Origin of the sequence: Paenibacillus agilis (assembly GCF_007786455.1) — a bacterium.
Taxonomy (GTDB): domain Bacteria; phylum Bacillota; class Bacilli; order Paenibacillales; family Paenibacillaceae; genus Paenibacillus_B; species Paenibacillus_B agilis.
Window position 1 is genome coordinate 2,511,793 of sequence record NZ_VNJK01000001.1, and the last position, 14,081, is coordinate 2,525,873.

The following is a 14,081-nucleotide window of genomic DNA, read 5'->3' on the forward strand; positions in this document are numbered from 1 at the left end:
AGTCTCGTGTTGGTATTTTAGCTAATAGAAGCTACACCTTTTCGTTCTACATAGCCCCAGCCTTCATCGTTGTCGAAGTATTTGAACGTTCCAACGATTGTTAAGTACGTTAACAGATTACGATACGTAAAGATTTCGACCTGGCTGAATATAAACATGTGAATGTAATCTTTCCACGTATAATTGCTTCCATATTTTTTGCATAAATATAGCGAGATAATGATTTGGATCGCATTTACAAATATAGACATGAAAAACAATAGGAACGCGACGAATAAATTACCGCCAATAAGCAGCGTTTGTAAAATAAAGAAGATCGTTGTAAACGCCGTTAAGGTTCCTAAAATAAAACCATCGATAGCAAAAAAGATACTTACGCCAAAGCTGAACTTCTGGGACAGCTTCGACCAATAAATTAAGATGCAATCGATAAAAGCTTTTTGCCATCGAATTCTTTGCTTATAGAAGTTTTTAATATTTTCAGGGCATTCCGTATAGCACACCGCCTCAGGTGCGTAGACAAGACGTTTTTTGAGGTTGTTCGCTTTCAAATACTCGTGAATTTTGAGTGTAATATCGATATCCTCGCCTACTGTGCTGCGGAATCCATTAACCTCCATTAAGAGATCTTTATAAAAAGCCCCAAATGCACCGGAAATGACAACAATCGAATTAAAGGCAGACTGCGTTAACTTCCGTACATAGAAACCATGAATATAGCTTATAATCTGGCTTTTAATTATGCCTTTCCCTGTAAACTTCTCAAAGATGACGCCGTTTTTCTTCTCAGCACCCTGTACGATCTTGACTGTACCGCCCACAGCGACTACAACTTGATCATGAAAATACTGATTAATATATTTAAGCGAGTTTACTTCCAGCATGCTGTCTGCATCCAAGGTGATAACAATATCAGCATGGGCACAATCAATTCCCGCGTTAAGAGAGTCGGCTTTACCACCATTATGTTTATCAATGACATAAATATTACGGTGTTTCTTCGAGCGATATAATTGTTTAATCGGCTGATAGGCTAGTCGTTCGTCTGCTTTACGACGATATATTTGCAAATCCAACAACTCATCGAGCTTCGATAAAGTACCATCTGTTGAGCCATCATTAATGATGATAAGTTCGTAGTTTTTATAACGTATTCCTTGCGCCGCATCGATACAGTTCTTAATCGTAAGCTCCTCGTTATAGGCAGGCACGAGTACAGATATCGACTTTTCCGCAAGTTTAGGCTTCAGTTTCTTCACTTTGCTTGCAAAAAGGGGAATGAATGTATAGAGCGTTTGAAAGACTAAAAAGGTAATTGTTGTTACATAAAGAAAATATGACATGTCTCTCACTCCTTTTCTCTATTTTTACGATAAAACGATAACCTCACGTGCTGCGAATACTTGTTGCTCGGGCTCGCCCACCTCTCCCTACCAAGAATTAGGTAATTTTCACTACTACTATCAAACTACTTTTTTGATTTCCGAAAGTAAAACCGCATTAATTTTGAAGAAAACGAATACATCCCCATTTTTCAGGCATTTTCTTCCTCAAGATCCTTTTTTCTTGAAAATCAATATTTAATCAAATCTTAATATTAATGACATCAAAATGTATAAACGTACGCTTTTTATACGATAAACACTTTGTTACTATAGACTTTGATAACTTTTTAATACATAATTCCATACATAGCTTTATATAAAGCAGAACATAACCGTTCGAAATTAGTAGTATGTTGTTTTGTAATTTGTATGTTATTTTATAATATGGTTATATTAGTTAATCTCTCAAATTTGTAAAATCTAAAGGAAGTGTCTATCATTCAGCTGCCGAAAAAAGCAATAATCGATATGATCAGAGCTCAAACGGAGAAAGAAAGCAAACTTCACCTGATGCATGTGATGAGTATTGTAGAGACGATGAAAGAAAATAAAGATGTACAAGAACAAGGCTATGATTGGCTCATTCAAATCTATGAAAAAATGACGGCTCCAAGAGTGACACATCGTTGGGAACCAACGGAGAACTGTGCACGTGTACATATCGTTGTTGGCGACTCATTTGCTGGGAGTATGAAAAATGCATTACGCAAGTTAGGGCGAGAGCACAGTGATACATTCATTTGCTTGCGGGATCATTACGCGTATGGTCCATTGTGGCACTTTCATGAAAAAGAAGGACTGCTTCGAAGGCAGGAATGGCTGCAAAATCATATCCAATCTGATGATGATGATAGAGATACTATTTTCCGTTCAAATGAACAATTAGCGCAGCAATTTGATAGCATTCCACCCTCTGCCTCCATCTATGTGTGGGGAGCAAACAATGCACACGAGCAAAGTGGATTACGATATGCGATCTATATGCTGCGCGATAAATCAAACAAGATATTTGTATGTGACGCCGTTGATGCCGAGCAGCAGCTATTTCATACGCCTCCCCCTACTCAGCAATGGTATACTTCTGGAGAATTGAACACGGAGAAGTTAGTACCTATTTTGGAACTTAGCCAGGCCTATACGCCTATTGATGTTGAGGAAAGACTGGGGTTGGAGCAAGAGTGGCTGGTACTCGCAGAAGATACCGGAAGTTTACGTGTTATCCAAGACGGAAAAGTGGCAAATGTGCCAGCGGACTCCTATGATGCCTACTTGCTTCAAACGGTAGAACAACTGCATCAACAGCAAGAAGAATATAATTTTATAAAATCTGCCCGCGTTATCGGTCAAGCATTAAGCTCGGCACAACAATATGTAAGCGACTGTTATTTCGAATATCGATTGCGCGAGCTCATATACGCTGGCAAGCTTGAGATTAAGGGAATACCACGAGCAATGAGATATTACAGTGTCAGAAAACCTATTTAACTAATAGGTTGCAGCAATTAGTTCCCGTCCCTTTTCAAAAGATACGAGAGTGCCGCACATAAACGATGTGTGGCACTCTCGTTTTTTGTTTCCTTACAAGGTTGTCACCTTATTGAAAGTAAAATGAATGGGAACGATAAGATAACTTTTCTATAATAAACCAAGTAATTCATGCATGTTAGGAGTTGTCTTATGGAAAAAACACAATTACAGCACAGAATTGATACCCTTGATTATTTACGCGGTTTTGCTTTACTCGGCATCATCTTTATGAATATCATTGGTCTGATATCCCCTGATCTTCCTGCCGTAAATACGATGGATGCAGCTTATCAGCGATTTCTTTATTTATTTGTAGAGGGACGATTCTACTCGATATTCTCCTTTCTATTCGGCATTGGCTTTTATATTTTTATGACTCGTGCATTAGCAAAGGGCAACAACGGTTACATCTTGTTCCTTCGTCGTATCGTCGCATTATTTGCAATTGGATTTATTCATCAAATGTTTCAACCTGGTGAAGCCTTAGCTCTATATGCCATTTGTGGGCTGCTTCTCATTCCTTTTTACAAACTGTCTAAGCACATTAACTTATTAATTGCCCTTGCTGGCATTAGCCTATTCGGTTACTTGGGCGATAAGTTATTGCTAACGTTCCCGTTGATTTTATTAGGACTCGCAGTAGGCCAGTATCGTATCTTTGAGCGGCTGGCTAGCTTACAGAAGCAAGTCTGGGGCTTTACGATCATCATGATGCTGCTTTCAGCAGCTGGCCTATGGTATCAGGTTCAATATCTTCCTAGCGAACCGTTCATCCCTTACGTGATAGCAGGCGACCTCGATCCTTTTCTTATACAAGTGAATCAATTTTTAACCATAGGAATTATGATTGGTCCCCTCGTATCTGCAGCATTTGTAGGTATGTTGATCCTATTGCTGCAAATGAAAGCTGTTCAAACGTTGCTGGCACCGTTAAAGTATTATGGCCGTATGGCGTTAACGAACTATTTAAGCCAAACTGCTCTCATTCTTTTGGCTACTCAATGGTTTCAGCAATCTGGCACCATCACGTACATGGAAACATTTTATATTTGTCTCGCGATCCATTTTATTTTGATTATGTTGAGCATGGCTTGGCTACGATTCTTCAAAATGGGACCGATGGAATGGCTGTGGCGAGCAGTCACATACATGCAGCTTCCTCCTTTGTTGAAGAAAAATGATAAATAAGTGTTAACGCAAACACTAGCCCTGTCCGGTACCCTTAAGTGAAACGGACGGGGCTTTTTTTGTTCCTATTTGTAAAATCACGCCTCCGTTTGTTGCACACACCACTCAACCTTACTATGCCAATATTCGCATTTGACGGATCACTTTCCGAGTCACTTCGAGCAAGCAAGCAGAGCTAAAGCTTGGCCGTAATTCCCCTTTAAACACGCCGTTCTAATCACCTTTGTCTAGAATATACTTGAACAGTAATTTTGCCCGCAGCCTTTTGGAATGAGACACTCTCTTAAGGTATATGAACTGAAAAGATGGGTCCATAGTTTGTTATATTGTCTGCATTCATCTACCCAACGCTTCTTCTAACATAGTGGTCGTCCAACTATTTCAAATCCTCATAAGAAAGCACGCAACTTTTTACCTAGAAAAATGGCGAGCGGCTGTTCTAATCATGAGAAGGAGATGATGATCCATTAACGTGCAACCTGGTTTTTATCATGCTGAAGGAAAAGTAAAAGGCAAAATCGGAGTACTTATCGAGTCCCATTATGACGAAACCGAATTCCGAGTATTTAATGCGTACTTTCCATCTCAAGGCTTTGAGGTCGAGTACATTAGTAACCTGTGGGGGAATGGACAGCTCATCTTCACAGGTAATGATATGACAAGTCAGGTTGCCGTACAAGTCGATGTTTCAGCACGTAAGCCAACTGACTATGACGGAATTATTCTTATTGGTGGATATGCAATGGACCGACTCCGCTATGAAGCGAACCCCGTTCAAGGGCAGAGCAACCAAGCACCTGCTGTACAATTTCTGCGTGAAGCCGTGAAAGTCATGGATGAGGGAAAAGTTTTTGTAGGTACCATTTGCCATAGCTTATGGTTATTTTGTGCGGATCCTGCCTTGCTGCGCGGAAGAAGAGTTACCTGTTCCCATAACATTTTGTACGATGTGCAAAATGCAGGAGCAACTGTAGTTTTCGATGGCAATCAGACCAGTGAGCTTATTCAAGAGGGTCATTTCATTACTGGAAAGCACCCGGAAGTGGTTAGTGAATTTGTAGAAAAGTTCGCAAGCAGCATCTTAAAACAGGAAGGAAGAGTAATCACGCCATGAAAAAGAGAGTGAATTATTATCAAGGATTGGCAGCGAATTACTCCAAACCTGGACTCGTATCTATCGAGCAGCAGGATGAGCTCATACATTTTGCCTTACAATATGCCGCTCTCAAAGAAGCAGTGCTTCCTGTTGTCGATAAGGATTATACCCTTGAACAGATTGAAAAAGAGAATAAAGATTGGTGGCCAACACATTGTGAGGCGCTTCGACAAGGGCGCGGCGATATATTGACAGAAGAATACCGAGAGGATCTGGTTTATTTTTGTCAGGATGGTCCTTTTTATGGACTGGATCAGCAGAAAGAAAGAGAGAAGCACTGGTGGGCGCTGCTGGCACAACCTGGCGTTGAAATGACCTGGCCGATCGTCATGTTCCACGGTGAGTTTGTTCATTTTGAGTGGAACTGCATTGATCTTGAAACGAATGAAACGATTGCTAAAGGTACAGTCAACTGGGTGCGCAGAGGACATCGCGGCGCTTGTTACTACAAGAGTGAACAATTGACGTTCTATCGGGATGTATTTGCCCCACCGGAACTGCTCGAGTATATTTCAAAATCATAAATAAAGGAGCATATCCTATGCCATGTGTAGAAATTAAAATTAGCGGAATCGAACTTACAGAAGAGTTCCATACACTTGTGGAATCGTCATTAACCTCAGCCTTGCAAGAAGAAATTTCCCACGTCTTTCCGATAGAGCTTGGCTTCACTGAAGGCTCTAAAGAATTCGAGGTTTGTCGACAGATTGCGCATAACATTATGCCGGGCTGGACTTGGATCACACTGGAGGAAGCTCGCTGGGCTGTCAGAGGCCGTGTCGATTCGGATGCGGTAACGGCAAGAGTTCATGTACTACTGTTGGCGAATGCCGTATACACCCCTTACCGTCAAGAAGTTGCGCAGAAAGTTAAAGAAGTCATTCTTCCTATACTGAAATCAAGTGGCAAACCCGTCCATCTATTCGTTGATGTCATTGAAGGCGAAGTCGACATGACGCTTCCGAAAGACTTATTCGAGCCTTATCTTCGAGATGCTTCCGATAAGTTACTGACACCTGGCGGAGTGGTTCAGTTCATAATGGCAGAAACGATGAAGGCGTTGGAAAATGAGCGAGTTTAAGACGTTAGCTCCTCTGCCCTATCGTGTTCGTGAAGGAAACGCTCATCCGCTGGGTTCAACCGTCACCAACGACGGCGTCAATTTTTCTGTATATTCCGAACATGCCACATCGGTAACGCTACTCCTATTTCAGCAAGACGGTGACTTGGAGCCCATACAGGAAATTCGCTTGGACCCAATAACGAACCGAACGTCTTGTTTTTGGCATGTGTTTGTTGACTATCTTAAGCCGGGAGTTCAATATGCATATCGAGTGGACGGTCCGAATCTACCCGAAGCTGGATTGCGTTACAACCCCAATAAAGTACTGATTGACCCCTATGCGAAAGGGAACTCTGATACGTTATGGGAACGAGTGGACGCCTGCCATGCAGAAGATAATTTACATACTTCTATGCGCAGCGTAGTCATCGATTACCAAGATTACGATTGGGAAGACGATAAACCGCTGCAGCGTCCGATTCAAGATTGTATCATTTATGAAATGCATGTTAGAGGCTTCACTGCCTCACCTACCTCCAACGTCACGCATCCGGGTACATTCCGTAGTGTGATTGAGAAAATACCCTATCTTCAACAACTAGGTGTAACCGCAGTAGAGCTGCTCCCTGTGTTTGAATTCGATGATAAAGAAATTGTTCGCGTCGTTGACGGGCATGAGCTCTACAATTATTGGGGTTACAGTACAATTGGATATTTTGCACCGGACTCTAGATATTGCGTAGATCCTCAGCTTGGATCACATATTAATGAGTTTCGTGACATGGTCAAGGCACTGCATCAAGCAGGAATCGAAGTCATCCTCGATGTCGTCTATAATCATACGAACGAAGGCAATCACGAAGGCCCTGCTATTAGCTTCAAGGGCTTCGACAATCTTACCTACTACTACCTCTCCTCGCAAAATAAATACTACTATATGGACTACACCGGCTGCGGCAACACCTTCAATGTCAATCATCCTGTAGTTGAGAAGCTGATTCTCGACAGTCTAGAGTTTTGGGTCAAAGAAATGCATGTCGACGGATTCCGATTCGATGAAGGCTCCGTGTTGACCCGAGATGAAAATGGCATTCCAACTCAACATCCCCCTGTTCTGTGGAACATCGAGCTTAGTGACTCACTTGCCAATACAAAGCTATTTACAGAGGCATGGGATGCAGCAGGCCTATATCAGATCGGCTCCTTCCCAGGCTACAGCTGGGCAGAATGGAATGGGCGTTACCGCGATGACATACGCCGATTCGTGCGCGGAGATGCTGGCATAGTTAATGACGTCGCAACCCGCATCTCCGGCAGTTCCGATTTGTATAACCACCACTTGCACGGACCTATCAACAGTTTAAATTTCATTACCTGCCATGACGGATTCACGATGATGGACCTTGTATCTTACAACGAGAAGCATAACTGGGCCAATGGCGAGTCCAATCAAGACGGAATTAATGAAAACTACAGCGCCAATTATGGATATGAAGGCGACACTTCGGACGAAGGCATTCAAGCTTTTCGTTTGCAACAAGTAAGAAACTTCATTTCGATCCTCATGATTTCCCAAGGTGTTCCCATGCTGCTCGCAGGTGATGAGATGGGAAATTCCCAGTATGGCAATAACAACGCCTATTGTCAGGATAATGAGATTAGTTGGATCGACTGGACCCTCACAGAGACGAACGAGAGTCTCATTCATTTCTGCAAGAAGCTAATAAATCTACGCAAATCAGTAAAGAGCCTGCGCAGAAAGACGTTCTTTACCGGAGCTGTCAATGATCGCGGATTTAAAGATTTAGATTGGCATGGCTGTAAGCTGTACAGTCCAGGTTGGAACAATCCGTCATCTCGTGTATTGGCATTAACGCTTGGTTCCTTTGTGTCAGATGAGCCCGATCTATACGTAGCGCTCAATATGGAGCAGCAACTATTAGCATTTGAAGTTCCTCCTGCCCCGGCAGGAAGTGCGTGGAAAGTTTACAGTGATTCTTCCTTTCTGCATGAAGATGGAGAGATCATACACGCACAAGAAATCGAGGTTCAATATCATAGTGTGCTCATCTTAACCCTTGAAAAGATATAGGAGGTTTTATATGAAAAATCCTAAATTTACGTTTTCGGATTTAATTGCAGGTTATGTAACTAGTACGGAGTTGAAAGATGATGTGTTTACGTTGGAAACGTCCGACGGACGCTCCTTCCAAGTGAAGCTTTCCGCGAACGTATATGCAGAGCTGCTTCGTAATCTGGGTGAACCCTTCTTGGACAATACTAGCGAGCTTAGAAATAAGATTGAAAAAGGACGATACTTGTACGCTTACGGCATTTTTTATACGGATGGTCCTAACGACAGTTTGTCATTTGAAGCAAAACATATCGTATTTGTCGGTAATGATGCCGCTGAATATCGATTTGAGCAGCAGGATTGGTGGATTCAGCAAATTAAAGAACTCGGGGACTTTTACTTGCATGCACAGTTCGGCACGGATGAAATTGATTATAAAAATTACCGTACTTCGCTTAATTTAGAGGGCCAGCATACAACGAATTTTCGGCAAGAGACAGATACGATTTCTAGGCTAGTCTACGGTTTTGCAACGGCCTACATGATGACTGGTGAAGAATGTTATTTGGAAGCGGCAGACAAAGGAACGGAGTACTTGATCAAACATCTGTGCAATAGTAAACCGGATGATAATACGGCATTTTGGTATCATGCTTTGGATCAGGCACCGGATAAGGAAAAGAAAATATTTGCTTCGGAATTCGGTGATGATTATGATGCAATTCCTGCCTATGAGCAAATCTATGCACTAGCAGGTCCAACTCAAACGTACCGGATTACAGGGAATCCTCAAATTCTAGATGTCATTGAAAAGACAATTAACTTATTCGATAAATACTTTTTAGATAAAGAGCGTGAAGGCTATTTCTCACATATTGATCCAATCAACTTTGATCCGAGAAATGAGACACTAGGCCATAACCGTGCGCGAAAAAACTGGAACTCGGTAGGCGATCATGCTCCTGCCTATTTGATTAATCTCGTACTCGCAACCGACAACGATCGTTACAAACAAATGTTGGAGTATACAGCCGATACGATTACAAAGTATTTTCCTGATTACGCGAATAGCCCATTTGTACAAGAGAAATTCCATGAAGATTGGAGCCATGACCAAACATGGGGCTGGCAGCAAAATCGCGCTGTCGTCGGCCATAATCTCAAGATTGCATGGAACCTGATGCGGATGCACAGTATGTTTGACAAAGATGAATATGTGGCCTTGGCGGAGAAAATTGCCGAACTCATGCCTGAAGCCGGAGGCGATCAGCAGCGTGGCGGTTGGTATGACGTAGTGGAGAGAACATTGGCTGAAGGCGAGACCTATCACCGATTTGCATGGCATGACCGCAAAGCTTGGTGGCAGCAGGAGCAAGGCATTTTGGCTTACCTGATACTCGCTGGAATTTTAAATAAAGAGGAGTACTTAAAACTAGCAAGAGAATCCTCCTCGTTCTATAACGCTTGGTTCCTTGATCATGAGTCTGGTGGCGTGTACTTTAACGTGTTGGCGAACGGTCTCCCTTATTTGCTTGGCACGGAAAGAAACAAAGGCAGCCATTCCATGAGCGGCTATCATTCCTTTGAGTTAACGTATTTGGCTAGTGTATACAGTAATTTGCTTGTAACGAAGCAGCCGATGCAGTTCTTCTTCAAGCCAAATCCAGCTGGACTTGAGAATCGAATTCTCCGCGTACAGCCAGACATTCTGCCAGCAGGCAGCGTTCAGATTACAGCGGTTACGATCGATGGAAAAGCATATGATAAGTTCGATGCAGAAGCACTAACGATTGAACTGCCCGATGTGAAGCATCATGTGAAAGTATGTGTCATTCTAACCCCTGTTGATGCCGCACAGCGATTGTTAACCCGTCTGGATGTTGATAATCAGCGTACAACACTCTATTTAGCAGGAGAAATCGATCAATCATCTCTTCCATCGCTCAAAAAAGCTTTAGATGAATTGCTAAACTGTCATCCAGCAGCCGTAACATTGGATGTTTCCAATCTTAAAGAGGCAGACGATGCCGGTATTCGAACCATCATTTTTGAGTTCCAGAAGCTATCCAGCAACTGTAAGATCACCATATCAGGCGCCAACGCTGCAATTAGCGGCAAGTTTGAGAACAATCATTTCGCAGATTCCGCTACATTTGTCTAAACGATACGATAAGTCCCCTTTTGCAAAAGAGGGGGCTTCTTTTATAAGGACGGTGCATAGATGACCAAGCAGGCGACTCTCATCTTACTTCAACTCCTTCATAATCCTTACATCTCTGTCATTGTAGGGATTAGCTTTATTTTGACTGCTATCATTGAACTTGAAGAAATCAATCAGTTCGGCGTGCATCATGGCTTGCTTCTGTTCGGCATATGGAATGTTCTGAAAATACTTCCCCTTTTCATTAGCGGGATTCATCATTTGCACAAAGCCAGCACCAGCGATTCCAAGTTGACTCGATGGCTTCATTCCCTGCATCATATTACTTCACATACGCTATCTGAATGCATCATCGGCATCATCTATATCGTCACCGCCTTTATGGAGGCAGAGCACAGCGTGTTATATGAATGGTCCCAGAAAGATGTCGACATCCATCACGGATTTATGTTGTATGGTTTTTTACTTGTAGCGAAGACACTCCCACTTATTTATTCAGGGGTTCACCATTTGGCAAAGTCCAATCACAATAAGCTTCCCAGATGGTTTGTGAAACTGGAAAATCACTATTTCGAGCTTGTGGCAGCTGTGTTATTTATTGGCACGGGTGTGTATGAAATTATAGAAGGATTCGTGACGAAAAATGTGGATGAAGTGGCGACCTATGCCTTCCTGTTCATCCTCGTTGGATTGATGAAGTCACTGAAATACATTCTTCATATTTATGAAGGGTTAACGTTAATTGAGAAGCGTGTTAGAAAACGGGACGATGAGAAGTCCTTATCGGAATAGAGTCAATTATCGAGCATATCCTCGTTACAGCGAATATTTCCTACGATACTCAATGGACATGATTAAGGGCACCCATTGGGTGCCCTTAAATATTTCTTGCTGAACAACACCAAAACTATGTGCAAGCAAGCCAGTATATTTTTATTGTTTGTTACGCAATTCTATCCATTCAAATCGGCTTCATCGCGCGCATCGCATTCAATACGGCCAACAACGTAACACCCACGTCAGCGAACACAGCTTCCCACATCGTTGCGATACCAAATGCGCCTAACAATAGGAATAACGCCTTTACACCTAAGGCAAAGAATATATTTTGGTATACGATCTTTCTCGTACGCTTCGCCATACGAATGGCTGCTGGAATTTTGGATGGCTCATCCGTCATAATGACGATATCTGCAGCTTCAATCGCTACATCCGAACCCAATCCACCCATTGCAACACCGACATCCGCTCGTGCAAGCACTGGCGTGTCATTAATTCCATCGCCTACGAAAATGACTTTTTCCTTAGGCAGCTTCTGTGCATCAATATGCTCCAACTGCTCTACCTTATGCTGTGGCAAGAGCTCAGAATAAATCTCATCCAATCCTAGCTTCTGCCCCACAGCATCTCCTACACGCTTTACATCCCCTGTCAGCATAATTGTCTTCTTGATGCCAAGTAATTTCAATTCCTGGATGGCTGCTGCTGCATCCTCCTTGACTTCATCCGCAATAACGATATATCCTGCATAGCGCTGATCGACCGCAACATGGACAAGTGTACCTGCCGATTCAGGCTCCGCAAAGGAAATCCCTTCTCTTCTCATTAGCTTTGCGTTTCCAGCTAACACATGCTGCCCGCACACGTTCACAGATATGCCGTGTCCGGATATTTCCTCGTACTCGCTCAGTTCATCTTTATTGACAGACTGCGCGTATGCATTCAGTATAGAGGCGGCTATCGGATGGTTGGAATACACTTCTGCATAAGCAGCATAGCGCATAAGCTCTTCTTTCGTTAAGTCACCATGCGGCTGAATATCGGTTACGACGAAAATTCCCTTTGTCAACGTACCTGTTTTATCGAATACGACATACTTCACATCGTTTAACGCTTCAAGATAGTTGCTTCCTTTCACGAGAATGCCGTTTTTGGAAGCTCCGCCAATTCCTCCGAAAAATCCTAATGGAATCGACACTACTAATGCACATGGACAAGAAATAACAAGAAAGACAAGTGCCCGATAAAACCAATCTGAAAATGCCTCACCTGCGAAAAATAATGGCGGTAGTAGAGCAATTAGCGCTGCTGTAATCACGACAACAGGTGTATAATAGCGAGCGAATTTCGTAATATAATTTTCGGTCGGCGCTTTGCGGCTGCTCGCATTTTGCACCAAATCCAATATTTTTGACACGGTTGAATCTTTGTAAGCTTTCGTTACAGCTACGGTTAACACACCATTCTTATTTATAGAGCCGCTAAGAATTTCACTACCCGCTTCCACTTCCCTTGGAATGGATTCACCCGTAAGTGCAGAAGTATCGAGCATGGATATACCGTCAATCACTTTACCATCCAACGGCACCTTCTCACCTGGCTTAACGACAATAACATCACCAATCTGTACATCTTCTGGTGATACTTTGCGAAGTTCACCATTTACTTTCAAGTTAGCGTAGTCTGGACGAATATCCATTAACGCACGTATAGATTTGCGAGAACGATTAACTGCAATGCTTTGGAATAGCTCGCCTATTTGATAAAAGATCATAACCGCTACACCCTCAGGGTACTCTCCAATAATAAACGCCCCGATTGTAGCAATACTCATCAAGAAGTTCTCATCAAATACACGTCCACGCGTAATATTTCGCAATGCTTTATATAGAACGTCGCCACCCGCCAGCACATAAGCAATGAGGAACAAAGCAAGCGAAATATTGCTGGATAGTCCACCCCATACAGCCACAAAGGTCAAGCCAATGGACACTGCTAACCTTACATAAGGAAGCTTGCTCTTTCCTTCAGACACAGACTGGGACTGCCTCTCAGCGCTGCTATCTCCTTCTCTATGAACCGTGAATTTGGAATCGAGCTGCCTAATAAATTGCTCAGTTTGCACAGCAACATGATGCAATTGTTCAGCATTGGCCTCTATCGTTAGCTGCTTCGCTACAAAGTTAACACTTGCAGATTGTACACCGGGGATCGTCGCTACACCCTTTTCAATCTTCGCCACACAACCCGCACAATCCATCCCTTCGATGGTGAGCTTCATCTTCTGCAATGGTACCTTTTCTTTTACCTTGATCGATGGATCGATATCACGAATGACCTTCTTCGCTGTTTCCACCATATTCGATACGGATTGAGAGGATTCAATCACTAACGTCTGATTCACAAAATTAAGATTACAGCTCGTCACTCCTTCAATCTGACGCAGTCCATTCTCAATCTTAGCTACACAACCTGCACAGTGCACGCCTTCAAGCTCTAGTTGAGTTTGCGCGATGGAGCCTGCTTGTGACCGACCCACTTTCATCAACTCCTTATAAGAAACCTGTATAGTATGCTGCGATGATTACCCGCCTATTACATTCTCATCTGCATATTCAAATGATTATTCTAATGTATGTATTTTATCGCAGTACATATCAAAAATCAAACGATTATTTGAATATTTGTGTGATTGGACTACTTCGTTAATAAAATGGAATTGATACAGGTTAATTGACAAAACTTTA

Annotated in this window: 10 protein-coding genes; 8 read left to right on the forward strand and 2 right to left on the reverse strand. The window is 42.6% G+C overall.

Annotated elements, in window-relative coordinates; all coding sequences use genetic code 11:
• Positions 1-17: 17 nt before the first annotated feature.
• Positions 18-1,343, reverse strand: a complete 1,326-nt coding sequence (locus FPZ44_RS11245; protein WP_144990198.1) for a glycosyltransferase family 2 protein — start codon at positions 1,341-1,343, stop codon at positions 18-20.
• A 510-nt stretch (positions 1,344-1,853) separates the two neighbouring features.
• On the opposite strand from FPZ44_RS11245, the gene FPZ44_RS11250 reads away from it, so the two are divergent.
• From FPZ44_RS11250 to FPZ44_RS11285, 8 genes are all read left to right on the forward strand, one after another.
• Positions 1,854-2,870 carry a DUF1835 domain-containing protein gene (locus FPZ44_RS11250; protein WP_144990200.1) on the forward strand — a complete coding sequence of 339 codons (1,017 nt, stop codon included), beginning with the start codon at positions 1,854-1,856 and terminating at the stop codon, positions 2,868-2,870.
• A 192-nt stretch (positions 2,871-3,062) separates the two neighbouring features.
• Positions 3,063-4,100: a DUF418 domain-containing protein gene (locus FPZ44_RS11255; protein ID WP_144990202.1), complete on the forward strand. Its 1,038-nt coding sequence runs from the start codon at positions 3,063-3,065 to the stop codon at positions 4,098-4,100.
• Positions 4,101-4,572: 472 nt separating this feature from the next.
• A complete protein-coding gene (locus tag FPZ44_RS11260) occupies positions 4,573-5,214 on the forward strand; it encodes a DJ-1/PfpI family protein (RefSeq protein WP_144990203.1) in 642 nt (213 codons plus the stop codon).
• Complete coding sequence (locus tag FPZ44_RS11265; RefSeq protein WP_144990205.1) at positions 5,211-5,780, forward strand: hypothetical protein; 570 nt, start codon at positions 5,211-5,213, stop codon at positions 5,778-5,780. The genes FPZ44_RS11260 and FPZ44_RS11265 overlap by 4 nt, the downstream gene beginning before the upstream one ends.
• Positions 5,781-5,797: 17 nt before the next feature.
• The gene (locus FPZ44_RS11270) at positions 5,798-6,337 is read left to right on the forward strand and encodes a hypothetical protein (protein ID WP_144990207.1); all 540 of its coding nucleotides are present in this window, start codon (positions 5,798-5,800) and stop codon (positions 6,335-6,337) included.
• Positions 6,324-8,411 (forward strand): glycogen debranching protein GlgX, encoded by a 2,088-nt coding sequence (gene glgX, locus FPZ44_RS11275; protein ID WP_144990209.1) that lies wholly within the window; start codon positions 6,324-6,326, stop codon positions 8,409-8,411. The genes FPZ44_RS11270 and glgX overlap by 14 nt, the downstream gene beginning before the upstream one ends.
• Positions 8,412-8,421: 10 nt before the next feature.
• Positions 8,422-10,554 carry an AGE family epimerase/isomerase gene (locus FPZ44_RS11280; RefSeq protein WP_144990211.1) on the forward strand — a complete coding sequence of 711 codons (2,133 nt, stop codon included), beginning with the start codon at positions 8,422-8,424 and terminating at the stop codon, positions 10,552-10,554.
• Between the two features lie 60 nt (positions 10,555-10,614).
• Positions 10,615-11,346: a hypothetical protein gene (locus FPZ44_RS11285; protein ID WP_144990213.1), complete on the forward strand. Its 732-nt coding sequence runs from the start codon at positions 10,615-10,617 to the stop codon at positions 11,344-11,346.
• Between the two features lie 169 nt (positions 11,347-11,515).
• On the opposite strand, the gene FPZ44_RS11290 is transcribed toward FPZ44_RS11285, so the two are convergent.
• On the reverse strand, positions 11,516-13,873 hold the full coding sequence (locus FPZ44_RS11290; protein ID WP_261378294.1) for a heavy metal translocating P-type ATPase: 2,358 nt from the start codon (positions 13,871-13,873) through the stop codon (positions 11,516-11,518).
• Positions 13,874-14,081: the final 208 nt, after the last annotated feature.